Source organism: Nitrosospira sp. Nsp2 (genome assembly GCF_003050965.1).
Taxonomy (GTDB): Bacteria; Pseudomonadota; Gammaproteobacteria; order Burkholderiales; family Nitrosomonadaceae; genus Nitrosospira.
In genome coordinates this window covers 705,403-728,797 of the sequence record NZ_QAOU01000002.1, presented here as the reverse complement: position 1 = coordinate 728,797, position 23,395 = coordinate 705,403, and the positions used below count along the sequence as shown (strand labels likewise).

The 23,395-nt window shown below is 53.6% G+C and carries 26 protein-coding genes; 14 read left to right on the top strand and 12 right to left on the bottom strand.

Annotated elements, in window-relative coordinates; genetic code table 11:
* The first annotated feature begins 72 nt into the window (after positions 1–72).
* Positions 73–960 carry an acetylglutamate kinase gene (gene argB / locus C8R31_RS07550; protein WP_107693402.1) on the top strand — a complete coding sequence of 296 codons (888 nt, stop codon included), beginning with the start codon at positions 73–75 and terminating at the stop codon, positions 958–960.
* A gap of 173 nt (positions 961–1,133) precedes the next feature.
* Entirely contained in the window at positions 1,134–1,736 is a 603-nt protein-coding gene (gene slmA, locus C8R31_RS07540; RefSeq protein WP_107693400.1) for a nucleoid occlusion factor SlmA, read from the top strand.
* Positions 1,737–1,881: 145 nt separating this feature from the next.
* Here the strand turns inward: slmA and C8R31_RS07535 are convergent, their stop codons facing one another.
* The 4 genes from C8R31_RS07535 to gpmA all read right to left on the bottom strand — a co-directional run bounded on the left by C8R31_RS07535 (position 1,882) and on the right by gpmA (position 6,483).
* On the bottom strand, positions 1,882–2,670 hold the full coding sequence (locus C8R31_RS07535; protein WP_107693515.1) for a HesA/MoeB/ThiF family protein: 789 nt from the start codon (positions 2,668–2,670) through the stop codon (positions 1,882–1,884).
* A 220-nt stretch (positions 2,671–2,890) separates the two neighbouring features.
* A complete protein-coding gene (locus C8R31_RS07530; protein ID WP_107693399.1) occupies positions 2,891–4,336 on the bottom strand; it encodes a S41 family peptidase in 1,446 nt (481 codons plus the stop codon).
* Positions 4,337–4,364: 28 nt separating this feature from the next.
* The gene (locus C8R31_RS07525) at positions 4,365–5,588 is read right to left on the bottom strand and encodes a murein hydrolase activator EnvC (RefSeq protein ID WP_107693398.1); all 1,224 of its coding nucleotides are present in this window, start codon (positions 5,586–5,588) and stop codon (positions 4,365–4,367) included.
* A 145-nt stretch (positions 5,589–5,733) separates the two neighbouring features.
* Positions 5,734–6,483 carry a 2,3-diphosphoglycerate-dependent phosphoglycerate mutase gene (gene gpmA / locus C8R31_RS07520; RefSeq protein WP_107693397.1) on the bottom strand — a complete coding sequence of 250 codons (750 nt, stop codon included), beginning with the start codon at positions 6,481–6,483 and terminating at the stop codon, positions 5,734–5,736.
* Positions 6,484–6,700: 217 nt separating this feature from the next.
* On the opposite strand from gpmA, the gene C8R31_RS07515 reads away from it, so the two are divergent.
* From C8R31_RS07515 to C8R31_RS07495, 5 genes are all read left to right on the top strand, one after another.
* Positions 6,701–7,108 (top strand): rhodanese-like domain-containing protein, encoded by a 408-nt coding sequence (locus C8R31_RS07515; protein WP_107693396.1) that lies wholly within the window; start codon positions 6,701–6,703, stop codon positions 7,106–7,108.
* A 12-nt stretch (positions 7,109–7,120) separates the two neighbouring features.
* Complete coding sequence (grxC, locus tag C8R31_RS07510) at positions 7,121–7,378, top strand: glutaredoxin 3 (protein ID WP_107693395.1); 258 nt, start codon at positions 7,121–7,123, stop codon at positions 7,376–7,378.
* 215 nt (positions 7,379–7,593) lie between these two features.
* The gene (gene secB, locus C8R31_RS07505; protein WP_107693394.1) at positions 7,594–8,082 is read left to right on the top strand and encodes a protein-export chaperone SecB; all 489 of its coding nucleotides are present in this window, start codon (positions 7,594–7,596) and stop codon (positions 8,080–8,082) included.
* A 22-nt stretch (positions 8,083–8,104) separates the two neighbouring features.
* Entirely contained in the window at positions 8,105–8,752 is a 648-nt protein-coding gene (locus C8R31_RS16545; RefSeq protein WP_308811262.1) for an SH3 domain-containing protein, read from the top strand.
* Positions 8,749–9,744: an NAD(P)H-dependent glycerol-3-phosphate dehydrogenase gene (locus tag C8R31_RS07495; RefSeq protein ID WP_107693392.1), complete on the top strand. Its 996-nt coding sequence runs from the start codon at positions 8,749–8,751 to the stop codon at positions 9,742–9,744. The genes C8R31_RS16545 and C8R31_RS07495 overlap by 4 nt, the downstream gene beginning before the upstream one ends.
* 15 nt (positions 9,745–9,759) lie before the next feature.
* On the opposite strand, the gene trmL is transcribed toward C8R31_RS07495, so the two are convergent.
* Entirely contained in the window at positions 9,760–10,224 is a 465-nt protein-coding gene (gene trmL / locus C8R31_RS07490) for a tRNA (uridine(34)/cytosine(34)/5-carboxymethylaminomethyluridine(34)-2'-O)-methyltransferase TrmL (RefSeq protein WP_107693391.1), read from the bottom strand.
* 5 nt (positions 10,225–10,229) lie between these two features.
* Entirely contained in the window at positions 10,230–10,922 is a 693-nt protein-coding gene (locus C8R31_RS07485; RefSeq protein WP_107693514.1) for a ComF family protein, read from the bottom strand.
* Between the two features lie 174 nt (positions 10,923–11,096).
* Between C8R31_RS07485 and bioB the strand changes: the two genes are divergently transcribed.
* The 5 genes from bioB to bioD are packed head-to-tail and all read left to right on the top strand — an operon-like array spanning position 11,097 to position 15,713.
* Positions 11,097–12,113 carry a biotin synthase BioB gene (bioB, locus tag C8R31_RS07480; RefSeq protein WP_107693390.1) on the top strand — a complete coding sequence of 339 codons (1,017 nt, stop codon included), beginning with the start codon at positions 11,097–11,099 and terminating at the stop codon, positions 12,111–12,113.
* 54 nt (positions 12,114–12,167) lie between these two features.
* Positions 12,168–13,343, top strand: coding sequence for an 8-amino-7-oxononanoate synthase (gene bioF, locus C8R31_RS07475; RefSeq protein ID WP_107693389.1), 1,176 nt, complete (start codon positions 12,168–12,170; stop codon positions 13,341–13,343).
* Positions 13,344–13,358: 15 nt separating this feature from the next.
* Positions 13,359–14,144, top strand: coding sequence for a pimeloyl-ACP methyl ester esterase BioH (gene bioH, locus C8R31_RS07470; protein ID WP_107693388.1), 786 nt, complete (start codon positions 13,359–13,361; stop codon positions 14,142–14,144).
* A complete protein-coding gene (gene bioC, locus C8R31_RS07465) occupies positions 14,141–15,016 on the top strand; it encodes a malonyl-ACP O-methyltransferase BioC (RefSeq protein ID WP_107693387.1) in 876 nt (291 codons plus the stop codon). The genes bioH and bioC overlap by 4 nt, the downstream gene beginning before the upstream one ends.
* A 19-nt stretch (positions 15,017–15,035) precedes the next feature.
* Complete coding sequence (bioD, locus tag C8R31_RS07460) at positions 15,036–15,713, top strand: dethiobiotin synthase (protein ID WP_107693386.1); 678 nt, start codon at positions 15,036–15,038, stop codon at positions 15,711–15,713.
* A gap of 48 nt (positions 15,714–15,761) precedes the next feature.
* Here the strand turns inward: bioD and C8R31_RS07455 are convergent, their stop codons facing one another.
* The gene (locus C8R31_RS07455; RefSeq protein ID WP_107693385.1) at positions 15,762–16,163 is read right to left on the bottom strand and encodes a phage holin family protein; all 402 of its coding nucleotides are present in this window, start codon (positions 16,161–16,163) and stop codon (positions 15,762–15,764) included.
* Positions 16,164–16,745: 582 nt separating this feature from the next.
* Here C8R31_RS07455 and C8R31_RS07450 point away from each other — a divergent pair.
* Positions 16,746–18,983, top strand: coding sequence for an EAL domain-containing protein (locus tag C8R31_RS07450; protein ID WP_107693384.1), 2,238 nt, complete (start codon positions 16,746–16,748; stop codon positions 18,981–18,983).
* Positions 18,984–19,203: 220 nt separating this feature from the next.
* Positions 19,204–19,977 (top strand): MBL fold metallo-hydrolase, encoded by a 774-nt coding sequence (locus C8R31_RS07445; protein ID WP_107693383.1) that lies wholly within the window; start codon positions 19,204–19,206, stop codon positions 19,975–19,977.
* 288 nt (positions 19,978–20,265) lie between these two features.
* Here the strand turns inward: C8R31_RS07445 and C8R31_RS07440 are convergent, their stop codons facing one another.
* The 5 genes from C8R31_RS07440 to C8R31_RS07420 form a co-directional block, all read right to left on the bottom strand.
* Positions 20,266–20,457, bottom strand: coding sequence for a hypothetical protein (locus C8R31_RS07440; protein WP_107693382.1), 192 nt, complete (start codon positions 20,455–20,457; stop codon positions 20,266–20,268).
* Between the two features lie 216 nt (positions 20,458–20,673).
* Positions 20,674–20,955, bottom strand: coding sequence for a hypothetical protein (locus C8R31_RS07435; RefSeq protein ID WP_107693381.1), 282 nt, complete (start codon positions 20,953–20,955; stop codon positions 20,674–20,676).
* A 174-nt stretch (positions 20,956–21,129) separates the two neighbouring features.
* Positions 21,130–21,315 carry a hypothetical protein gene (locus C8R31_RS07430; protein ID WP_258192613.1) on the bottom strand — a complete coding sequence of 62 codons (186 nt, stop codon included), beginning with the start codon at positions 21,313–21,315 and terminating at the stop codon, positions 21,130–21,132.
* Positions 21,316–21,609: 294 nt separating this feature from the next.
* Positions 21,610–21,837, bottom strand: coding sequence for a hypothetical protein (locus C8R31_RS07425; protein WP_107693379.1), 228 nt, complete (start codon positions 21,835–21,837; stop codon positions 21,610–21,612).
* Between the two features lie 301 nt (positions 21,838–22,138).
* Positions 22,139–23,296 carry a cupin domain-containing protein gene (locus C8R31_RS07420; protein WP_107693378.1) on the bottom strand — a complete coding sequence of 386 codons (1,158 nt, stop codon included), beginning with the start codon at positions 23,294–23,296 and terminating at the stop codon, positions 22,139–22,141.
* Positions 23,297–23,395 lie beyond the last annotated feature (99 nt).

Sequence of the window (23,395 nt, the reverse complement as noted above, 5' to 3'; positions counted from 1 at the left end):
CTTGGTTAGGTAATAGACGGACGGGTTCCCATGCCTTCGGTCGCCATAATATAATTAATTTGTCCGGATATCGTGCCCTTATCTCCATCTTCTGCAACGGATAAAGCGAAAATCTTGGCCGAGGCGCTGCCCTATATCCGGCGCTTTCACGGCAAGACGATTGTCATTAAATATGGCGGTAACGCCATGATCGAGGAAAACCTCAAGCAGGGTTTCGCCCGCGATGTGGTTTTGCTGAAACTGGTGGGAATGCACCCGGTCATCGTTCACGGGGGTGGACCTCAGATTAACGACATGCTGAAGCGGGTAGGCAAGCAGGGTGAATTCATCCAGGGAATGCGGGTAACCGATGCCGAAACAATGGACGTGGTTGAAATGGTGCTCGGAGGACTGGTCAATAAGGAAATCGTCAATCTCATCAATCAACACGGTGGCCTGGCGGTCGGTCTGACCGGCAAGGATGGTGCGTTCATTCGCGCAAAAAAAATGCTAATACAGGATCGGGAGCGAGTGGGTCAGTGGCTCGATATCGGGCAGGTGGGGGAGATCGAAAGTATTGACCCGGCCCTGATTGAACTACTTGAAACACGGAATTTCATCCCGGTTATCGCACCTATTGGCGTGGGTAGAAGTGGCGAATCCTACAACATTAACGCGGATCTGGTGGCGGGCGAGCTTGCGCGGGTGATTAACGCCGAGAAACTGATACTCCTCACCAATACGCCCGGCGTGCTGGATAAGGATGGAAATTTATTGACCGGGTTGACAGCGGCGAGGGTGGACGAACTGGTCGCCGATGGAACCATCTCAGGCGGCATGATACCCAAGATCGGCTCTGCGCTGGAAGCGGTAAAACTTGGCGTAAAATCCTGCCACATCATAGATGGCCGCGTGGAACACGGCCTGCTGCTCGAAGTGCTGACGGACGAGGGCGTTGGGACCCTTATAAGGTCAGACTAACCTTCAGCTCGGCTTTATAGCCCGTACAGGCGGCACCCTGTGGGAGAATTCTCATTGCTGCCATCCGGTTATCCGTTACTCCCGTACCTACCCCAGCCATGCAATCGCCAGTGTTTCCGGTTTCGTGCAGAGAGCCGGAATTTGAGTCAAAAAAATTACCGTAGCGAGATTCCATGTCTGCCAAAGGCGAAAGAAAAGATCAAATTCTCCAGGTTCTCGCGCAAATGCTGGAGGAGCCGCGCGCGGTAAAGATCACCACAGCTGCGTTGGCAGCCAAACTGGAGGTTTCCGAGGCGGCGTTGTATCGGCACTTTGCCAGCAAGGCGCAGATGTTCGAAGGCTTGATCGAGTTCATTGAAGCCACGCTTTTCGGTCTTATCAATAAGCTAACGGACGATGAGAAAAGCGCAGTCCGGCAACTCGAGGGGATATCAGCCCTATTGCTTGGTTTCGCTCGAAAGAATCCGGGTATGACGCGCGTTCTGATCGGAGACGCGCTCATCAACGAGAATGACCGCCTGCAGACCCGCATCAATCAATTGCATGATCGGCTCGAGGCGACGCTAAAACAGGCATTGCGCTTCGGAGTGAGCGAAGGCGAAATTTCGTCGGAGCTGGACGTGGCTGCTGAGGCGAACCTGCTGATGTGTTATGTTACCGGGCGCTGGCACCAGTTTGCTAAAAGCGGCTACAAACGCGACCCGATGGAGCATTGGGAAGCGCAGCGCAGGGTGCTGTTCTCGAGTGCTGCCGCCGGGCGATTACGTCATCCATAGCCGGTAATCTCGGTTAACCGTTGGGCCCGGAGCTAGAATGGGGCTAAAGTAGATGCGACGCGTTCACCCATGGCGCAAGCCGATACTCACCAACGTAGTGATAAGAACGTTTTCCTTGCGCGATCCACGCCACATGCCCCCTTACTCATAGGCTAGCGCGCCCAAACTCACAGGTTTCTCCTGGATCCTCCGCGCCGCAAACTCTGCAGAATGGGTCTTTAGTCAATTTAACGGAACGCCATTCCATCGACAAGCCGTCGAGTAGCAGCAGCCGACCATTCAGGGTTTGGCCGATGTCTAGCAGGATTTTAAGCGTTTCCACCGCCTGCACACTACCGATAACGCCTGTGAGCGGCGCAAACACGCCCATAACAGCACAGCGCATATCCTGATCGTCGCCATAGTTGGGGAAGAGGCAGTGATAGCAGGGGCTGTGATTGTGGCGCAAATCGAATACGGCGACCTGTCCCTCGAAGCGGATGGCCGCGCCGGATACGAGCGGCTTTCTGGATATCATACAGGCGCGATTGATGGCGTAACGGGTCGAGAAGTTGTCGCTTGCATCCACCACCACATCCGCATCTGTGACGAAGCGCAGCAGGGCTGCCTCGTCCATGCGCTGGTGCAACGCGACAACGTTGACTTCGGGATTGATTCCGGCAAGTGTCGTTCGTGCAGAGGAGGTCTTGGGAGCTCCGATACGATCCGTGCTGTGAGCGATCTGCCGCTGGAGATTGGTCAGGTCAACGGTGTCACTGTCACAAAGCGTCAGTTTACCCACTCCGCTCGCGGCGAGGTATATGGCGAGGGGAGAGCCCAGGCCACCCGTGCCAACCACAAGCACGTGGGACTTCAGTAGCGTTTCCTGGCCCTGTATGCCGATTTCGGGCAACAGAATGTGGCGACTGTAGCGCAGCAGCTGATCGTCATTCATCATTCACAGCTTGCGCCGTCAAAGAATTTCACGGTGATTGCTACTTGTGCAATCATAGGCTGCGCCAAGGCAACGGGAAAAGCAGAGGGGACAGCCATAGCGAGCGGCGCATTGCGCTGCAGCATGGATTGCCGCCGCCGAGCCCAGTCAAGGTGCTCAGCGGCTCACTCCCCCAGCGACGTTCTTATCTCTTCGTCTTTCGGGAGTGATGTGGCGGAAATCAGTCGCTAACTTTGGCCGCGCTCTTCTTGGCGCCACCCTCCTTGAAGTAGTGCATTGCCTGCGTCAGCAGCAAATCTTCAGGGGAACCAAACTCGGCAGGGGGCTCGCGTTTTGTGTTCTTGTCGTCGCCGTTCGTCGGTTTTGGTGCCTTTGGTGCCGTGGGAGGTGTGACTGCTTCCTTGGCTTCAGGCTCCGGCTTAACTTCTTTCACTTCTTCCTTTTTGCCGTTCGGGAGATGACGAGTCAGATCGGCTTCACGCAAGCGCTCCGTGTCATCTTTCGCCGCCTCGTCCAGGATGTCGGGCGTAATGCCCTTGGCCTGGATGGATTGACCATTGGGTGTGTAATAACGGGCAGTGGTGAGCTTTATGGCCGTGTTGTTGCCCAACGGCAAAATTGTTTGCACCGAGCCCTTTCCAAAAGTCTGGGTGCCCATTACGACGGAACGCTTGTGATCCTGGAGTGCGCCCGCGACAATCTCCGAAGCCGAAGCAGAACCGCCATTGACAAGCGTCACCATCGGCACGGTCTTTATCTCTGGCGGCAGCCGCTTCAGGTAGTCGTTTTTTGTGTCACGCAGGTAGAATTCCGGACTGGCCTTGAGTTTCATCTTGGCGTCCTCAGTACGGCCGTCGGTATACACCACCAGCGAATTGGCGGGCAGAAAGGCCGCGGATACCGCTACCGCGCCATTCAGCAACCCTCCGGGATCGTTACGCAGATCCAGCACCAGCCCTTTCATCGGCACGGTGCTCTCCTTGAATAATTTATCGATCGCCTTGGTCAGGTTTTCCCCGGTCTGCTCCTGAAACTGGGTGATACGAATATATGCGTAACCAGGTTCAAGCAGCTTCGATTTTACACTCTGGATTTTGATGACGGCCCGAACCAGTGTAAACACCAGCGGCTTGGTCTCGCCCTTGCGCAAGACCGTAAGGGTGATGGGCGTATTGGGTTTGCCGCGCATGCGCTTGATCGCATCGGTAAGAGAAAGACCCTTCACCGCCGTATCATCCAGCTTGATGATAAGGTCCCCCGTCTTGATGCCCGCGCGAAACGCCGGGGTATCCTCAATTGGCGAAATGACCTTTACGAAGCCGTCTTCCATGCTAACTTCAATACCGAGGCCGCCGAATTCGCCCTGGGTCCCGATTTGCAGTTCCTTGAAGGCATCCGCATCCAGATACGCCGAATGCGGGTCGAGGCCGGTCAACATTCCATTGATCGCCTCGGTGATCAGTTTCTTGTCCTGTACCGGCTCGACGTAATCGGTTTTGATGCGGCCGAATACTTCCGTGAATGCCCGCAGTTCCTCTACCGGAAGCGGGTTCATGATTTCCTGCGTTTCTTCCTTGTTTGCGACAGCTGAAAAATTAAGGCTCAACATCACCCCGGCGATGACGCCGAAAGTGACCAACCCGACTTGCCGCATCTTGTCACCCATTAAAGGTTCTCCACTATTGTTGCATCGCTCATTTTATTCTGACCCAGTTCAAAGGGTCAAACGGTTTGCCCTGATGGCGCAATTCAAAATACAAACCGGGCTCCGCGTTGCCACCGCTGTTGCCCACCGAGGCAATTGTATCGCCCCCGCGAACGGAATCCCCGACTTGCTTGTGGTTAATTTCATTATTGCCGTAGAGGCTCATGTAGCTGTTGCCGTGATCGACGATCATCAGGTTGCCGAATCCTCTCAGCCAGTCCGCGAAGACTACGCGTCCGCCTGCGATCGCTTTCACATCACCGCCGGTAGCTGAGCGGATAAACAGTCCTTTCCACGTAACCCCTCCATCCGCACGTGGACCACCAAACCGATTGGCAAGTTCCCCACGCACCGGTAAACTCAGACGGCCCTTCAATGATGAGAAAGGGCTGCCGTCGGCGGATGCGTCGGGAAGCCTCTCGTTGCTGAGTAGTCCGGGGGTGGTGGCGCGGGGCGCACTGCGCTTTTTTTGCGCAAGCATCCTGGCGATCCGTTCTACCAAACGGGAAAGGCGCTCCTCGTCGCGTTTGAGTTTGCTGATTTCGCGCCGCTGCTGATCAGCTTGGGACGAGATGCGTTCGAGCAATTTGGCATGCTCGGTTTTTTCTTGTTCCAGATATTTTTTGTGCTCGGCTTGCTTCGCCTGGATGGCGCCGATTTCCAGGCTTTTTTCGCGGCTCTCGCGCGTGAGCGTACCCAGGCGTTGGACGTTCGCACGCAGCGCATTGATGTCTCCCAGGCGGGCGCGGGAGAGATAGCCGTAATAATGCAGGTTGCGTGCAATTTCGTTAGGGTCCTGCTGGTTAAGCAATAGACTCAGATATTCCGTTTGTCCGCCCCCGGTTAAGTACTGCCGATGAAGCAGTTTGCCCAGTCGCAACTGTTGCTCTTCTATATCCCTGGCGACTTGCTTTGACTGCGCCTGTATTTGGCTAAGCTTATTGTTGGCATCATGGTGCTCGCGTGTCAGCGCGGCGAGTTTACGATTGGCGGCGATAATGGCCCGCTCCGATTCCCGTAACGCATCGGCGACTTCTGATTTCGATTCTTCCGTATCCGCTAGCTCCTTCTGCAATGTTTCGATCCGGCCACGCAGCTGCTTCAGATCTTCGTTGTCGACCTTGGGCGCGGCAGCGAGTGGTTGCGAGAGGATGAGCGCGCAAGCCGGGATAAGCTTGCGAATAATGTTGAACCACGGATGAATACCAATCAAGGCCGGGTTTTCAAAACGTATCCGAACAAGTCATGCACAACACGTGGCAATAGCGTTATTCTGCGTGCAGTTTTCGAATTGCAACCAGGGGTCCCTGAATGCATTCCTGCATTCCCCCAAGGGATGAGGCGAACGAAACTCATGACTAAGGGACAATTTTCCCCTGATTTGCCACTACTTGCATCGCCTGCTCGATTCTTGCCTGATCACCTAGATAATAGCTCCGTATAGGTTTCAGGCTTTCGTCCAGCTCGTATACAAGCGGAACGCCAGTGGGAATATTCAATTCCATGACCTCTTGCTCGGAAAGATTGTCCAGATACATGACAAGGGCACGCAAGGAATTGCCATGAGCAGTAATGAGTACGCGCTGTCCTGATTGGACCTGGGGCGCAATGGTTTCGTTCCAGTAGGGGAGAAATCTCTTTACGGTGTCTTCCAGACACTCCGTCAGCGGAATCTCCTCAGGGGACAAATTGCGATAGCGGGGATCGAGTCCCGGATAGCGCGGGTCCTCCCGCGTGAGCGCGGGCGGCCTGATATTATAGCTGCGCCGCCAGATCAATACCTGTTCTTCGCCGTACCGAAGCGCAGTCTCTACCTTGTTCAAGCCTTGCAGCGCACCATAGTGGCGTTCATTCAATCGCCACGATAAATGAACCGGAATCCACATCTGGTCAAGTTCATCCAGGACTATCCACAGTGTGCGGATAGCGCGCTTCAATACCGAAGTGTAGGAAACGTCGAACGCAAATCCACTTTCCCGCAACAGCCTTCCAGCGTGTCTGGCCTCTTCCATGCCGGTAGCGGAGAGATCCACGTCGGTCCAGCCAGTGAAACGGTTCTCCTTGTTCCATGTGCTTTCTCCATGACGCAGGAGAATGAGTTTTTTCATGTTATTCGTAAAAAAATTAAAATTTCCGCTGAGCGGCCGAAATAGTCAATTTTATTGTATTTTGGACCTTCCCGCATCATGGGATGACCGAATGTGTTACCGAACCCACACGCGGCGGTGCAAATCGCGGTTCGAGTGGTTCGTGGGCGCGCTCAGGGAATTACGTAATGTTCGCGTCTCTGATAAAATCCGGGGTCTATAACAGCGGGGAGTACGAGTGTCATTTATTCAGAGTAATATTGCCTTAATCATGGCAGCGCTGGTAAGCGGCGCGTTGCTCATCTGGTCAGTTTTTCGCCCCTCAGGGAAAGAAGTTGACACGCTGGTGGCGGTCCAGCTCATCAATTACAAGGAGGCCCTGGTTCTCGATGTACGCGAAGCAAGCGAATATGAGGCAGGTCACGTGCCCAATTCAAAGCACATCCCCGGTGATAAACTTGAACAGCGTATTTCGGAACTGGAGAAATTCAAAGATAAGCCTATTGTGCTGATTCACCGAAGTGGGGTTCATACCACCGGGAAAGCCGGCGGAATACTGCGCAGCCACGGGTTTACGCTTGTTCATGATCTTACGGGCGGGATCGATGCATGGCGGCAGGGAAATCTACCGATAGTGAAGAAATAACGGGACGCATTAATGGTAAAGGTAGTTATGTACTCCACTGCTTTCTGCCCCTATTGCATAATGGCGGAGCGCCTGCTGCTGGCCAGGGGAGTGACGGAAATAGAAAAAATTCGTATCGATCTTGAGCCGGCGAAGCGTGCTGAAATGATGGAAAAGACGGGGCGGCGCACCGTTCCGCAGATATATATCGGCGAAACCCATGTCGGTGGCTACGACGATCTGGCGAAGCTTGACCGAAAGGATGGGTTGGTTAAGCTCCTTGCGATCTGAATGCCGGATATACGCCGGAGCATGCGCCCTGGATTTAAGGTTCCGGACTTGACGGCCGGGATCCCGCGTTGCGGCGCACTTTTTAGCAGATTGACGTGTTTCGTGGCTGGGCTCTGCATTTTCCCTTGCAAATGTTTCCCTTTGGGAATAGTTACTTCCGCCATGCAACTTCACCTTAATCCTCGCATTTTTGACTACTCTTAATGGAATCCAACATGAGCGAGCAGCAGCCGGTTTTCAGCATTGAAAAAATCTATGTAAAGGATCTCTCGCTGGAGATACCCAACGCACCGAAAATCTTTCTTGAACGGGAAGCACCCGAGGTGAACATTCAATTGCATACCAAGGGTGAGCGCATCGACGAGGGCATGTACGAGGTTGTATTGACGACGACCGTTACTGCGAAGGTTAAGGAGAAAACCATGTTTCTGGTGGAGGTGCAGCAGGCGGGGGTTTTTCAGATAAGACACGTGCCCGAAGCCGATTTGGACCCCGTGCTGGGCATCGCGGGGCCGACGATTCTCTTTCCCTACCTGCGGGAAACGGTTTCGGATGTGGTTACGCGTGCCGGGTTTCACGCGGTTATATTGAATCCGGTGAATTTTGAAGCGCTTTACTATCAGGGGAAACAGCAACCGGATAAGGATGCGAAAGCGCCGGAAGCGCCGGAAAATATCGACGATACACAAAAAATAACTCATTGAAATGGAGCGCCGGCGCGATGCGTTGTCGAGGGAAGTCCTAAAGGAGTTTCACGCTGATGCGCTCTCGCCCCATCGAGCCCGCGGGAAAATCGCCCATATATCGCACCGCGCTTCCGTCCATTTAGCTCAGCAGGGCGATGCACCGTCCGTCGATTATGCGCCGTTCGGCAACGCCGTACTTCCGCTGTTGCTTATACGGCGGTACGTCGTAGCCCTGCTACCGCAAAGGGCGGCCCTCCTGGTTCTTCTGATTACAGCGCTGGTATTGCCGGTGCCGGCGTTTGCGGCGTTCAATTTTTTCTCCATAAATGAAAACGCTGCTGTTATGTATGATGCGCCGTCTCTAAAGGCGGGCAAGCTGTACGTAGCGAGCCTACACTTGCCCGTGGAGGCGGTGGTCAAGGTTGAAGGCTGGGTAAAGGTCCGCGATAGCAAGGGAAATCTCGCCTGGGTAGAAGAAAAGGTTCTGAGTGAGAAACGCTATGTCATTGTGACCGTGCCCCTGGCAGAAGCCTATCAGGCGCCTAACACAAATTCGCCGATCGCGTTCAAAGCGCAGCAAGATGTCGTTATGGAGTGGCTAGAGCCGGCGGTGAACGGGTGGGTCAAGGTGCGCCACCGTGATGGCCAGATGGGTTACGTCAGGACAACCCAGGTCTGGGGTTCATGAAGCTAGCAGTGCTTGGCGCGGGGGCGTGGGGGACTGCGCTGGCCATCAGTCTCAGCTCCAGCTCTTCGCATCAGGTCGTCCTGTGGACACGCAATCCGCTTCATCTCGCCGAACTTGATTCTCAGCGCGTCAACAAGCGCTATTTTCCCGCTTTTCCTCTGCCCCAATCCCTGCATTTGACTTCGTCTCTTTGCGCAGCTGTTGAGGCGGCCGATCTCGTCTTGATCGCTGTACCGGTTTCAGGATTGCGGGCAACGTTGCGGGAAATTGTTGCCTGCGGAAAGACAGTACCCGTTATCTGGGGATGTAAAGGATTCGAGGTCGACTCCGCGAAGCTGCCTCATCAGGTTGCCGAGGAGGAGTTTGCGGGCATCACCCCTTGTGGCGTGTTGTCAGGCCCCAGTTTTGCGCAGGAAGTGGCGCAGGGACTACCCACAGCGTTGACGCTGGCTTCTCACGATGCAGGATTTGCACAGAGCGTTGCAGCCCAGCTTCATACTTCCCGGCGCCGGGTCTATACAAGCAAGGATATCGTCGGCGTTGAAACGGGCGGTGCGGTAAAAAACGTTATTTCGATTGCCGCCGGCATTTCGGATGGCATGGGGTTTGGTCACAATGCACGGGCAGCGCTGATCACCCGAGGTTTGGCAGAAATTACGCGGTTGGGTCTTAAACTCGGCGGCTATATGGAAACATTCATGGGGCTGACCGGTATGGGTGATCTGATACTCACCTGCACGGGTGATCTTTCCCGTAACCGGCGTGTGGGGCTTCGCCTGGCGGCAGGGGACTCCCTGCCGAGCATACTCCGGGAACTGGGGCACACTGCTGAAGGCGTCCATACAGCGAGAGAAGTACTGCGGCTGAGCCGCGAACTGAAAGTCGAAATGCCCATCACCGCCGCCGTGTGCAGCATACTCCACGACGGCATATCTGCCAGACTGGCGGTGGAGGCGCTGCTCAACCGCGAACCCAAGATCGAAAATTATTGAAACCGTCTTTTATCTTTAGGTTGCATTGTCGAAGTTCATTTGCCGCCATGCTTCATAAACCAAGACCGCCACGGCATTGGACAAGTTGAGACTTCGGCTATTGGGAACCATCGGTACGCGGATGCGATGCTGTTCGGGAAAGCTCTCCAATACCTCTGAGGGCAAGCCACGACTCTCGGCTCCGAACAGAAATACGTCTCCGCTCTCGTAAACCCCGTGATCATAGCGCTGCTTTCCCTTGGTGGAGACAGCAAAAAAGCGGCGGTCTTGCAAGTGACGACGACATTCTTCCCAGTTGGGGTGAACGGTTACCCCCACAAACTCATGATAATCCAGTCCGGCTCGTAGCAATTGCTTGTCTTCCAGCGAGAAGCCCAACGGTTTTATTAGGTGCAGCCTGGTACCGGTGTTGGCGCAGAGCCGTATGATATTGCCGGTGTTCGGGGGAATTTCGGGCTGGTACAGGACTACGTCAAGCATCGTACTTAACTTTCAGAATGGGCTTGGGCAAGTCGATCGGGCAATGTTCTGGCAACGACCCATGCGCTTACGTTGCATGCTCCGCGTTCTCGCAGCACTTTCGCCAGTTCATTCAGGGTTGCGCCCGTGGTCATCACGTCATCGACTATGGCGATTCGCCTGCCGGACAGATCGGCTTCGCAAGTAAATGCCCCGCGGATATTTTTTTCGCGTTCCTTCCACGGCAGTCCCGTTTGGGATCGGGTATCTCTAACGCGGCGACACGCCAGAGGAAGCAATTCTACGCCGGTCGTTTTCGAGACCCCGCGGGCGATCTCAAGCGCCTGATGAAAACCGCGTTCGCGCAATTTCGCCGGGTGCAGCGGCATGGCCAGGATGAAATCGGGTAAATCAGCGGGGCTGATCCGAACAGTCAGTAAATCGGCGAGCACGGGCGCCAGCGCAAGCTTAGCCTCGTACTTGAGTGAGTGAAGAAGCGCATCGATTGGAAATGCATAGCTTGCAGCAGCGATGCTGCGCTCGAACGCAGGCGGGTTGGCGAGGCACGCGCCGCAGACGCTGGCCGTTGCAAGAGGTAGCGCGCACACCATGCAATGATGAGACGAAAGATGAGGCAGGCTGTCGTGGCACGGTGGACAAAGGTCGCGTTCGCTGACGGAACCGCAGAGCAGGCATCGTTTGGCGAACAGCACATGCATAATATTTAATCGGTTGTTTAATTTCATCTGGCAAGAAATTGACAACTTCGGCACAATACCCGATGATGACGCACTGCTCTGTCAGCGGTGGAACGTCGGTAACATTCCACTTTCTTGGCATTGTAGCGCAGCGGAACAGTCCCCCGTAATTAAATCAGACGACATAAATTAGACATGAATCAATTTATTCCCGACCTGGCGGTTGGCGCGGAAGAGCGCCCATACACGGCAGTTGAAAAGCTCAGCCCCGCGGCCGAATCGTCGCGCTGGGATGTTCGCCGAATAGAAGCGCTGCTCGATCTGCCGTTCAGCGATTTGATCCATCGCGCGCAGTTGATTCACCGCCAATATCACGACCCGAATGGGGTACAGCTGTCTACCCTCATTTCCGTCAAGACCGGCGGCTGCTCCGAAGACTGCGGATATTGCCCGCAGGCAGCCCGCTATCACACGGGTATAGAGAACCAGGAAATGCTGACGCTCGATGAGGTGCTGTCCGCGGCGGCTGAAGCGAAGGCACGGGGAGCGTCACGCTTTTGCATGGGCGCGGCGTGGCGGGGGCCCAAGCAGCGCGACATCGAAAAAATGACGCAAATGGTTGGGGGCGTAAAAGCGCTTGGGCTCGAAACCTGCGCCACATTGGGTATGTTGAAACCGGGGCAGGCGGAGCAACTTCGTCAAGCCGGACTCGATTATTACAACCACAACCTGGACACGGCACCGGAGTTTTATGGTGAGATTATAACCACTCGCGAGTACCAGGACAGATTGGATACGTTGGAAAAAGTCCGCAATGCGGGTATTAACGTATGCTGTGGCGGTATCGTCGGCATGGGGGAATCGCGTCAAGCGCGCGCGGGCCTGATCGCTCAACTGGCCAACCTCGATCCCTATCCTGAATCCATCCCCATCAATTACCTCGTGCAGGTTGAGGGGACGCCGCTTCACGGCACCGCGGCGCTCGATCCGCTGGAATTTGTGCGCACCATCGCTGCGGCGCGTATCACCATGCCCAAGGCCATGGTAAGACTCTCAGCAGGCAGACAGGAAATGTCGGATGCGATACAAGCCCTCTGTTTCCTGGCCGGCGCCAATTCCATCTTTTATGGAGAGAAATTGCTTACCACGGATAACCCCGAAACTGAACGGGATAAGATGCTGTTCGACAGATTGGGTCTCCATTCGCTCTAGGCCAGCCTTTCGGACAGTCCCCCGACCCTGCCGTTGATTGATCCATCCCCCGGTATGCTCAGCGATTCCAGCGATCTTGGTACATTGCGCGGACATTTGCGCGACCAGGAAGCGGGAAACCTGTATCGCCACCGTCTCATGCTGGACAGTTCCAGGGGCGCACAGGTCTCCATTGCCGGACGAGAATATCTCGCGTTTTGCAGCAACGATTATCTCGGCCTTGCGCATCATCCAGGGTTAATAGCAGCGGCTTGCGAGGGCGCCACGCGATATGGAGTCGGGGCAGGGGCATCGCATCTCATCAGCGGCCACTCAAAAGCACATCATGAGCTGGAGAAAGCACTGGCACGCTTTACGGGGTATCCCCGGGCGCTGCTGTTCTCCACCGGATACATGGCCAATGCGGGGGTGGTAATGGCACTTGCAGGGCGTAATGCTGCAATATTTGCCGATAAGCTTAATCATGCTTCGCTCAATGATGCGGCACTCGTTTCGCGCGCGACGTTCAAGCGCTATCCGCACCTTGATCTGGCCACCCTGGAACGGCAGTTGGCTGCTTCACGCGCCAAACGCAAACTGGTCATTACTGATGCAGTGTTCAGTATGGATGGCGATATCGCCCCCGTGCCGAGTCTGCTCGTATTGTGCGAAAAATATAAGGCCTGGTTGATGCTGGACGACGCCCACGGTTTCGGTGTGCTGGGCGCAGGGGGAAAAGGGACGCTGGCTTATTTTGACATACGGTCCCCCCGCATCATTTATATGGCTACTCTCGGCAAGGCCGCAGGCGTCTTTGGTGCTTTCGTCGCCGCCCAAGCGGAGGTTATCGAAACGCTGATTCAGCACGCGCGTAGCTACGTCTACACGACTGCGACTCCGCCGCTCCTTTCATGTGCGCTGCTGAAAAGCCTGGAGTTGATCGAATCTGAAGAATGGCGGCGAAAAAAACTCGCTCAACTCATCATCGCGCTTAAACAGGAATTACGACCGTTACGCTGGAAGCTCCTGCCGTCGGATACGCCGATCCAGCCGTTGATCATCGGGGATAACGATAAAGCTATGCAGCTCAGCGAGGCGTTGCGCGAGAGAGGCATTCTGGTCCCGGCTATTCGCCCGCCCACAGTACCGCGAGGCGCGTCGCGGCTCCGAATCTCGCTATTCTTTGCACATGATATGGAAGATGTCGCTCGGCTTGGAGGGGCGCTGCGAGAGCTGGATGGCGTCTTTTAAACAGCCTGTTTACAAATGAGTCTTTACGTCGAATCTGGTGGAGTGGGCCGTGATCTTGTATTGCTGCATGGTTGGGCCATGCATAGCGGCATATGGCGAGACGTGCGCGAGCGGCTGGCACAGCATTTCCGCTTGCATCTGGTGGATCTGCCGGGACATGGATTCAGTTCTCCGCATGGAACGGGACCCGGGCAGGGGATGCTGGAATACACCATTCAGTCTATAGCGGAGATCCTGCCGGAAGACTGTATTCTTTGCGGCTGGTCGCTGGGCGGTCAGATCGCAATCGAGCTGGCAAAGCGCGAACAGGCGCGTGTTAAAAAACTTGCCCTCATTTCCACGACCCCGTGTTTTGCCAAGCGTGATGATTGGCAATGGGGAATGGAAGCGGGGACGCTGCAATTGTTCGCGGTCAATCTGAAACGTGACTACAAGGGTACCTTGAACAGGTTCCTTACGTTGCAGATCAGCGGGGGAGACGATACTACGGCAGTCTTGGCGCGACTGCGCAAGAGTTTATTTGAACGTGGAAAACCGGATGAGGTTGCATTAGAGGTAGGGCTGCGCCATCTGTTATTGAGCGACATGCGTGGCGCTATAAAGTCTATTGCCCAGCCAGTGCTGCTTATACATGGCGAGAAAGATGTCATTACCCACCCCGGCGCGGCGAAATGGATGAACGAGCACCTGCCACGTTCAGAACTGATTATCCTGAATGGTTGCGGGCATGCTCCGTTCTTATCTTATCCTGATCAATTTGTAGAACACATGCTTAGGCTGAAAGGTTCTGTAACCAGATGAATGACGGGCACACCATCGATAAGCGCCGGGTGCGGGCTGCCTTTGAACGGGCAGCAGCCGGCTATGACTACGCGGCAATCCTGCAACGCGAGGTCTGCGAGCGGATGCTATCGCGTCTGGAGTACATCAAATTCACGCCGGACGTTATTTTGGATGCCGGCAGCGGCACCGGCTACGGTACCCGCAAGTTGGTGATGCGCTACCCAGCCGCCCGGATGCTGGCAATAGACATTGCCTCCGCAATGCATGTGCAGGCCCGTCCACCGGTTTCTTGGTGGCAGCACGTATTCGCCAGAAAAACTCAGACAGGTTACGTGGCTGGCGATATCGAGCAGATGCCGGTGAAAGATTCGTGCGCAGGTCTGGTCTGGTCCAACCTGACGTTGCAGTGGTGCAATGATCTCAAGCAAACATTTTCTGAGGTGCACCGGGTGCTGCAAACCGGCGGTTTGTTCATGTTCAGTACTTTTGGACCGGATACCTTGAAAGAGTTGCGCCAAGCGTTTGGAAAAATAGATGGTTATAGCCACGTCAATCGGTTTATTGACATGCATGATGTTGGCGACATACTGGTGCATTGCGGGTTCGCTACACCTGTTATGGACATGGAATATATCACGCTTACGTATGACGACCCGATCAGCGTGATGCGGGATCTCAAAGCCATCGGCGCGCATAATGCAACCGAGGGGAGAAGGCGTGGGCTCACCGGAAAAACCGCATGGCAAGCAGCGTTAAGTCTTTATGAAACCCTGCGGACCGAGGGGAAGTTACCGGCGACTTTTGAAGTGGTTTACGGTCACGCCTGGAAGCCGGAGTCGCGCAAATCGGTTCTAACCCCCGAAACCAGGCGACAGCTGGGCCTGACATGAAAACGGATTCGCGTATTTCATGACGAGAGGTTATTTTGTGACCGGCACCAGCACAGGTGTGGGCAAAACCCTGGTCAGCTGTGCCCTATTGCACGCTTTCAGGCGGAACGGCGAGACTGCGGTGGGCATGAAGCCGGTGGCATCGGGTTGCGAAGAGGGGCGATGTACGGACGTAGACTTGCTAGTCGCGGCGAGCAGCGTAACCGCTCGGCGCGAGCTGATAAATCCTTACACGCTGATCCCACCGATCGCGCCTCATATAGCAGCACAGCGGGCAGGCATTGAAATCAATGTTGACACCATTCGTGAAGCATGGCTCGAATTGAAAAAAATAGCGGACGTCGTGATCGTGGAGGGGGTCGGCGGTTTTCTAGTACCCCTCAACGACCATCAAAACAGCGGTGACATGGCTCGGGCACTGGACCTGCCGGTGGTCCTGGTGGTAGGGGTGCAACTGGGTTGCCTTAACCACGCCCTGTTGACGGCCCAGGCTGTGGGCGCTACCGGACTGGCGCTGGCCGGATGGGTGGCGAACTGTATTGATCCACATATGGCTGCGTTCGATGAAAATGTGTTTGCGTTGGAAGAGCGCCTGGATTGCCCGCTGCTGGCCGTACTGCCGTTCGACTCAGCTGCTGACGCCAAAAAATTGGCGGGCTTGCTGAATGTTCCGGCGATGGTACAGGATTGCGTTTAGACGTTATCGATATAGCCGGGGCGGATGCCTGCCAACGTCAGGGAGCCATCAGATCATCACGCCTCGTTGTGCAGGCATGTTTAGCATGCTGTCATCTGGGCCAAATATGAGCATACTGACAATTATGCTGATCAATGTAACGACGATACTGGCAAAAAAAGCGGTCCAGAACCCCGAAATCTTGAAGCCGGGAACCAGCGCCGATACAAGGAGCATCATGACTGCATTGATCACCAGCAAGAAGAGCCCAAAGGTAATCAGCGTGAGCGGGATCGTCAGAATAATGACCACGGGCCGGATCACAGCATTAATCAAACCCAATAGTAATGCTGATATCAGTAGCGATTTTTTGCTGTTGAATGAGATGCCGTGAAAAATGAAACTTGTAAGCCATAATGCAAGGGCGGTGACGCCCCAGTGCGCGAGGAATTCTCTCAAGTGGTCTAGCATTGCTCAGCCGTAATTTTTTGGTATCGGACAGATATCGTACAATTTAGCCCAAGTATTGCCTCATACTCAGTTAGGCAATAGCCTCTTTCAGGCATTTCATCTCGTTTTCGGCTGGTTGCTGGCAAGGTTCATTTGGGGTGCGACGCGCAGGATTCACGCCTCGGCTATTTATCGATAAATTTTACAATAGATATCCCCTGTTCTGACGAAAGCCATCAATATAGGCAGAAATTGTCTGAAACTGTGCTAAATGGAGACATGGCACGCTTTCTGCTTTCCTTCAACAAGCCAAGCTCGCACATGAAGATAATCTCTTTTCAGCAGGTGTTGCCAGCTGATGATCAGCACGCGTATTGCTGCTTCTCATGAACAGGAATATGATGCGTTCCCCAGTAAGCCCTGGAGACGTTGTGGATTAGCCTCTGGACGGATGGGATTTTGGTTCGGCTTGACCAAGCCTCGGTGTCTTCAATATGCGGCGATGAGTTAGGTTAAATAGCAGGTACCGATTATCCGTTATCAACGCCTTATATCAGGTAGAGCAGCGCAGCGCTCCAGACTTGAAATAACAATTAGAACTCAATGACCTCATCCGATATTTTTAATGCCAGAATTCTGATCGTCGACGATCGGAAAGATAATGTCGAATTGATGCATGGCATGCTATCGAGAGCGGGCTACACCTCAGTCGAGTCTACAATGAATTCGCTCGAGGTCTGCGACCTACATAGGGCGAAGCGGTACGATCTAATCCTGCTCGATTTGATGATGCCCGTCATGGATGGGTTCCAGGTAATGGAAGGCATCAAGACAATTGAGGCTGAAGCAAAACCATCTGAACAATGCGAACATCTTCCGGTTCTTGTGATAACCGCCCAATCCGACCACAAGGAACGGGCGTTGAAGGCGGGCGCAAAAGGCTTTATTACCAAGCCCTTTGATCGACTCGCGGTATTGACACATATTCGCGATGTACTAGAGATCCGGTTTTTGCAGAAAGAGTTGCAGCAATTTGTCGCGAATCTTGAAATCATGCTCGACGAGCGAACCGCTTCGCTGCGCGAAGCTGAAGAATTGTTCGACCAGCTCGCGGGTAACCTTCCGCAAGTTTTTTGGATTTGGGATGTTCACGACAGAACCGTGCGCTACGTTAATCCTGCCTGGGAGAAATTGACTGGCCGTAGCGTGGCGCGTGGTGACAAGTTGGAAAAATTTCTTGAGGCGGTTCATCCCGACGATGTGCAACGGGTAATGTGCGAAACACGTGAGTTATCGCGAGCCGGGGTGGACCATGATTACCGGCTGGTACTTTCGGATAACAGTATCCGCTGGGTACACTCTCGTACGTTCCCGATCAAAGACTCTACGGGCGTGCAGAAAGTGGTGGGTATCATGGATGACATCACCCATCGTAAGCAGGCTGACCAGCGCTTATTTCAACTCGCGCATTATGATGCGCTGACCAGCCTTCCCAATCGGACGCTGTTCTACGAGTCGCTTCGGAAGCTTATTAAACAAGCGGAGATGAATCACCGCATGGTTTCGGTGCTTCTTCTCGATATTGATAACTTCAAGAATATAAATGATACGCTGGGGCACGCGCTTGGCGACGAATTGCTGTGTCAGTTCAGTCTACGTTTATCGGAATGCTTGCGTATTACCGATATGGTCGCGCGCCTCGGCGGCGACGAATTCGGGTGCATTTTGGTCACTACCGATAGCTCCGGTGATGCCGGAGTCGTTGCCAGCAAGATCAGAGAAACGTTACGCCAGCCATTCAACTTGGGGGGGCATCAGGCAACCGTAACAGCTAGCATCGGGATCAGTGTTTATCCAACAGATTCACATGATGCAGACGCATTGGTAAAAAACGGCGACACCGCCATGTATCGGTCAAAAGAAGCGGGGAAGGACACGTATCGCTTCTTTACGGCGGAAATGAACATGCGGGCCATTGAGAAACTGGAGCAGGAAAACGCCCTGCGGAAGGCTCTCGACCAAAACGAATTTATTTTACATTATCAGCCCAAGGTCGAACTCTCCGATGGACGGATCACGGGGCTGGAAGCCCTGATACGATGGGAGCGCCCCGGGCATGGATGTATCGGACCGCTGGAGTTCATACCCCTGCTTGAACAGACGGGGTTGATCAATCAGGTGGGAGCCTGGGTGATAGAAAGTGCATGTAAGCAGATTGCCCAGTGGCGACATCTAGGGATGGGTGAAATCCCCGTATCCGTAAATGTATCGGGGAGGCAGTTCTCGGAAAGCACGTTAAACCGCGACGTTATCCGTGCTACTCGTGAGAATGGCGTGTCTCCGGAACTGCTTGAATTTGAGCTGCAAACCGAACGCGCGCTACGAGAGAACAGCATTGATTCGGATTTGCTGGAATTGGAGTTGACAGAGAGCTCGTTGATGACGCACGCAAAAAAGACCGCGCGTATTCTCAAACGGCTAAAAGCGCTCGGCATCCGGATTTCCATCGACGACTTTGGGACCGGCTATTCCAGTCTGGCTTATGTAAAGCGGTTTCCCATCGACGTGCTGAAGATCGACCGTTCTTTTATCGATGACATTACGACCAGTCCTGCAGACGCTGCGATTACAACAGCAGTCATCGATATGGCGCACAGCTTGAAGGTGAGAGTGGTCGCCGAGGGAGTGGAGACGATTGAACAGTACGAGTTTTTGCGCAAGCGAGGGTGCGATGAAATTCAGGGTTACTATTTCGCCCGACCCCTTCCAGCACATGAAATAACAAAATTGCTCGCGAATGGGGGTAGGCTTATAAGCCCGGCGCAGCCTCTCGATTTATAATAGCTTTATACGGTCTCAATGCTTGTGAATTGCTGCGCTGACGCAGCAGTCAGTTTTGTTTCCTGCTATGCTCAACCGCAGTTCACACGCCACTAGCGCTAGCTCGTAAAACATCGTTGATTTGAAAAGAGCAGCCCCCCTTCAACCGATAGCCCGATAACCACATGTTCTTCAGCCTTTCTTTATATTACTCGTGTAATGTTGTTTGTCCTCCTGAAGCATGCGTTTTGCTTGTTTAGGTAGCGGTTCACAAGGAAATGGTCTTGTAGTCGAGGTAGCCAATACCAGGTTGCTGCTGGATTGCGGTTTTACCTTGAAGGAAACTCTTTTTCGTCTTGCCCGGCTCGGCCTGGAACCGAGGATGATAGACGGGATCGTGGTTACGCACGAACACGACGATCATATAGGCGGGGTGGCAAGGTTTGCTCGCAAGTTTGGCACGCCGATCTGGTTGACGTATGGCACTCTGCGACGTGCGGAAAGGGAATTCGCCTCGCTGGGAGCGGTTAACATTATAGAGGACTACCAGCGTTTCTCGATCGGAAGCATCGAGGTCGAACCGTACCCGGTCCCGCATGATGCCCAGGAACCTGCGCAATTCGTATTCGGGGATGGTGCTTTCCGGTTAGGGGTGCTAACTGATACGGGCCGTTCAACACCCCATATCGAAGCCACCTTAAACGGGTGCCATGCGTTGGTACTCGAATGCAATCATGACGCACTTATGCTGGCGAACGGAGATTACCATTTCCGTCTTAAACAACGCGTAGGGGGCCGCTTCGGTCATCTGGAGAACACGGCCTCCGGTGAATTGCTGGCCAGCCTTGATTGCAGCCGCCTTCAACACGTTGTCGCTGCTCATTTGAGCCAGAAAAACAATACCCCGCTGCTTGCGCAATCAGTGCTGAGCCGCGCGTTGAATTGCGGAATCGACTGGATCGGGGTGGCTGACCAGAACGATGGCTTTGGCTGGCGTGAGCTAAGGAATCTCTGAACATCTGCCGTGGAGGGCCTGCGGGCCCAATTTTTGGCGCGCCCGGCGTTTTACTCCCGGTGAGTGATTCAATTTTGTTACGTGGGGAGCGTAGTGGCGTAGTACCAGGGACCCCGCGAGCCGGATCAGGCAGGGACGCGGCGCGGTCTGAGTTTTTTCGTCGTCTGATAAAACCGCTTCAAAGGTACAAATTGAAAAAGCCGCCCAACAGAGGGGACGGCTTTTACTTGCATAGTACGAATTCTGACTAAGTCTGATTCAGCCTGTAAACTGACGCTTAGATAAACGCTATTTTCCTTCGCTTGCGCCAGATGTATCGCCAGAAGCTGGTGCACCCGCTTCGGGAGCCGCCGGCGTCGCCGGCTTCGAGGTAATTTTAGCAAAATTATCTTTTTCCTGTTCCGGAAGCGCTTGGTTCGGCTTACCACAGGCGGTCATCATTAGCGCAGCCAAGGTAGCAGCGACGAGCGTAAGTCTCATTGTTTAATACCCTCAAAAAGTTGGTGATAAGTCATAATTATATGATAAAACGCGCTGATCCTTCAAGTTTCCAAGCCGGGCAAGGATGCTCCGCCACCGGTGCTGAGGCGCGCAAACGGTCGCGCAATATCTGCGCGAACCGTTGCTCCACCCTTCAGTAAGCTTGTTTTGGGCGAAAAAAAAGCCATCCTTGAGGATGGCTTTTTAGACGACTTCTTAGTGCCCGGCGGGAATTGGGCTTTTACCGGGGGGCAGGGGGTTGCCGTTGCCGTCAAGTGCGTGCCCGGGCAGGACGGCTTGACCGGAATACTCATCATCGCCCTCTGGAGCGGCGGCGGTTTGTTCGCTCGGGGTTCCTTTCCGTTCTTGATCCAACGTGGTACCCTCTTCGAGTCTAGTTCCATAAGTCGTTGAGTTTTCGGGCAAGGCTTGTTTCGGTCTGTCGCATGCCGTCAGAGCGATAGCCACCAAAGCGGCGGCGAGGAATGAGAGTTTCATTATCGGGGCGTCCTTAATAAAATGGGAAATAGAGTGCAACGAACCCTATTATATAGTAAAAACCCTGCTAACCAATCGAAATTTACGCTAACTGATCTATATTGATTCTGATTTCGCTGTTCGCGGGTTAATTTTTTAATAGTTGGATGTTTCGAAGAACATCAGCTCTATTATTTATTTGGCCGGCTCTTCTTTTTTGACGTTTGTATCAGCGCCTTCCTTATCCAGTTCGTCAAATTTCGGGGCCGAATCACGTTCAGCCATGGCAGAGGGGGGCGGCTTATCCATCGGGTGCTTTTTATATTCACAAGCAGTCAGCATCAATGCCGCCACAGCAGCAACGAGGAACGGATATTTCATTATATGTCGTCCTATAGTCCGGAAAAAAGTGGTGTAACAAAGCCTAGTGTAACAAAAGCCTTGGAGCCGTTCAAATCCGAGAGGGAATCAGGAAACTGAAATGAATTGTGGAAGTAGGCGGTTGCAACACCGGACATGATCCAGGCACACGGGGAGGTCCGGAGCGGGTGTTTGTTCGACCTGTTGGCGTTCCAATAACACTATACGCTTGTTCGACGCGCGGTTCCTTAAAAGAACCCAGCAAAAAAATGCCGTCCCGAAGGACGGCTTTTTTTAGGTTGCGTATTTGCATTGTTATTTGGGGGCATCTGCCGGGGGTTGGGTCGTAGCTTGTCCACCTCCACCGGCAGCTTCTTTCTGGGCAGCTTCGATATCTGCGTCACTTAGCTGACCTTCGCGTTTTTCCCATAGGCTGGGGGGGTATTGCCCGGGTTTTCCTTCGCCGGGTTTATGCTCTTTCATTTGATCACATGCGGTAAATGTGAGTGTCACCAGTGCGGCAGCGAGGAGCGAGTACTTCATTTTTTTAATCTCCTTTATAGATTTAACGAGTCACGGGAAAACTTAAGTATTTCGGCCATTCAAATCTGACGAGCACCATTTCTTAATAGCCACTATCTTAATAGCAGAATTCAGAAATGTTGTCTAGTCGTTGTATCCCAGAGCCATAAGTGGTAGCGCCAGGCGCCTGCAAAAATCACGTTTTCCCCTATTTCAAGAGAGAAGGCTTTTTTTGCAAATCGAGCGCAACGCCCATTCGCCCGTCACACTTCAAATAATGCTTCTCAAACCCACGTTTGAGGGAGAAGGCTCCTGGAAGCGGCTAAGCAAGCATCGGGGAATCAGGCGCCGGCCCCCCATTAAGCTCTAGCTCAACGTAGCCGTAAGTATACCATTCATAAAGCAGGGCAAGGGTTTCGTCGTCAAATTCTTCGACGTCCTGCAATATAAAAAGATCGGCGAGCTGCTCCGATAACTTATGAGCGATCGTTCTGGCCGCGTATATGTCGCCGTTCAAAAAAATGTTCGTTCCGCTGCACAGCATGCGGCTTTTCAGATTCAGTTTGAGGCTGTCTTTCCTCACCCTAAAATCGAATTCCCGTCGACTCATGGGATGCGGTGGCGGTGTAAAAAAAACATGAGGTTTGGGCTCGGTGAGATACATTCCGGTAAAACGTTCTACGTCGTCCTCGCTCCATTTGATTTTGTTAAGCGCCGTTCCGATCTGACGCAACATCTGGCGGCTGATTCTGGCGGGGTGAGGCTGCAGGTGGAGATGGGGATCGCTGTATATTCCATCAATTACAGTATTGTCCTGGAGATAAACCAGGAACTGAGTCGCAAGTTCCTGGTTGTCTGGCGCCCTGAACCCAATCGAGTAAGTCATGCAAGCGTCTTTCGCTACGCCGTTATGAGCGTAACCGGGTGGGAGATAAAGCATATCGCCCGGTTCCAGTTCCCACTCCTGCTCCGGTCTAAAGTCGTGCAGGATTTTTAACGGCGCATCGGCAACCAATCTCTTATCCCGTTGGGCGGATATTTGCCAAAGTCTCCGTCCCATGCCCTGCAGTAGAAATACGTCGTATGAATCAAAATGAGGCCCAACCCCGCCTCCTTCGGGGGCATAACTGACCATCAGGTCATCCAGCCGAGCGTATGGGATAAATTTGAACTTCAGGAGTAATTCACGAGCGGAGGGCAGGAAATGATTGACGTCCTGTACCAGCAAAGTCCAGTTTTTGTTCGATAGACGAGAAAAAGCGTGCGCGGTGAAAGGGCCCGTTCCGACATGCCATTTCCCGTTCCTTTGCATGACCAGACGTGATTCTGCTTCACCTTCACATGAAAGCTTGATGAGTTCGTCACGGGTCAACAAGCCCTCGAAGCCAGGGATGGCTCCGCGTATCAGTAACGGTTTCTTTTGCCAGTAATTACGGAGAAAGTGCGTGGGGGAGATTCCCCCCAGAAGCTTTGTTTTCATCGTTACCTTGTAATGTGTAGCGGCGGCTTCCCTTATAAGGGATCGAGGTCTTGAAAGTAGCTATATGGAAGAGATAGCGAGGCGTGAGCGGGTAGATAA

Coding starts and splice junctions, on each gene's coding strand:
- slmA (WP_107693400.1), top strand. CDS start 1,134: ATGTCTGCCAAAGGCGAAAGAAAAGATCAAATTCTCCAGGTTCTCGCG.
- C8R31_RS07535 (WP_107693515.1), bottom strand. CDS start 2,670: ATGAATGACGATCAGCTGCTGCGCTACAGTCGCCACATTCTGTTGCCC.
- C8R31_RS07530 (WP_107693399.1), bottom strand. CDS start 4,336: ATGGGTGACAAGATGCGGCAAGTCGGGTTGGTCACTTTCGGCGTCATC.
- gpmA (WP_107693397.1), bottom strand. CDS start 6,483: ATGAAAAAACTCATTCTCCTGCGTCATGGAGAAAGCACATGGAACAAG.
- grxC (WP_107693395.1), top strand. CDS start 7,121: ATGGTAAAGGTAGTTATGTACTCCACTGCTTTCTGCCCCTATTGCATA.
- secB (WP_107693394.1), top strand. CDS start 7,594: ATGAGCGAGCAGCAGCCGGTTTTCAGCATTGAAAAAATCTATGTAAAG.
- C8R31_RS07495 (WP_107693392.1), top strand. CDS start 8,749: ATGAAGCTAGCAGTGCTTGGCGCGGGGGCGTGGGGGACTGCGCTGGCC.
- trmL (WP_107693391.1), bottom strand. CDS start 10,224: ATGCTTGACGTAGTCCTGTACCAGCCCGAAATTCCCCCGAACACCGGC.
- C8R31_RS07485 (WP_107693514.1), bottom strand. CDS start 10,922: ATGCATGTGCTGTTCGCCAAACGATGCCTGCTCTGCGGTTCCGTCAGC.
- bioB (WP_107693390.1), top strand. CDS start 11,097: ATGAATCAATTTATTCCCGACCTGGCGGTTGGCGCGGAAGAGCGCCCA.
- bioF (WP_107693389.1), top strand. CDS start 12,168: ATGCTCAGCGATTCCAGCGATCTTGGTACATTGCGCGGACATTTGCGC.
- bioH (WP_107693388.1), top strand. CDS start 13,359: ATGAGTCTTTACGTCGAATCTGGTGGAGTGGGCCGTGATCTTGTATTG.
- bioC (WP_107693387.1), top strand. CDS start 14,141: ATGAATGACGGGCACACCATCGATAAGCGCCGGGTGCGGGCTGCCTTT.
- bioD (WP_107693386.1), top strand. CDS start 15,036: ATGACGAGAGGTTATTTTGTGACCGGCACCAGCACAGGTGTGGGCAAA.
- C8R31_RS07455 (WP_107693385.1), bottom strand. CDS start 16,163: ATGCTAGACCACTTGAGAGAATTCCTCGCGCACTGGGGCGTCACCGCC.
- C8R31_RS07450 (WP_107693384.1), top strand. CDS start 16,746: ATGACCTCATCCGATATTTTTAATGCCAGAATTCTGATCGTCGACGAT.
- C8R31_RS07445 (WP_107693383.1), top strand. CDS start 19,204: ATGCGTTTTGCTTGTTTAGGTAGCGGTTCACAAGGAAATGGTCTTGTA.
- C8R31_RS07440 (WP_107693382.1), bottom strand. CDS start 20,457: ATGAGACTTACGCTCGTCGCTGCTACCTTGGCTGCGCTAATGATGACC.
- C8R31_RS07435 (WP_107693381.1), bottom strand. CDS start 20,955: ATGAAACTCTCATTCCTCGCCGCCGCTTTGGTGGCTATCGCTCTGACG.
- C8R31_RS07430 (WP_258192613.1), bottom strand. CDS start 21,315: ATGAAATATCCGTTCCTCGTTGCTGCTGTGGCGGCATTGATGCTGACT.
- C8R31_RS07425 (WP_107693379.1), bottom strand. CDS start 21,837: ATGAAGTACTCGCTCCTCGCTGCCGCACTGGTGACACTCACATTTACC.
- C8R31_RS07420 (WP_107693378.1), bottom strand. CDS start 23,296: ATGAAAACAAAGCTTCTGGGGGGAATCTCCCCCACGCACTTTCTCCGT.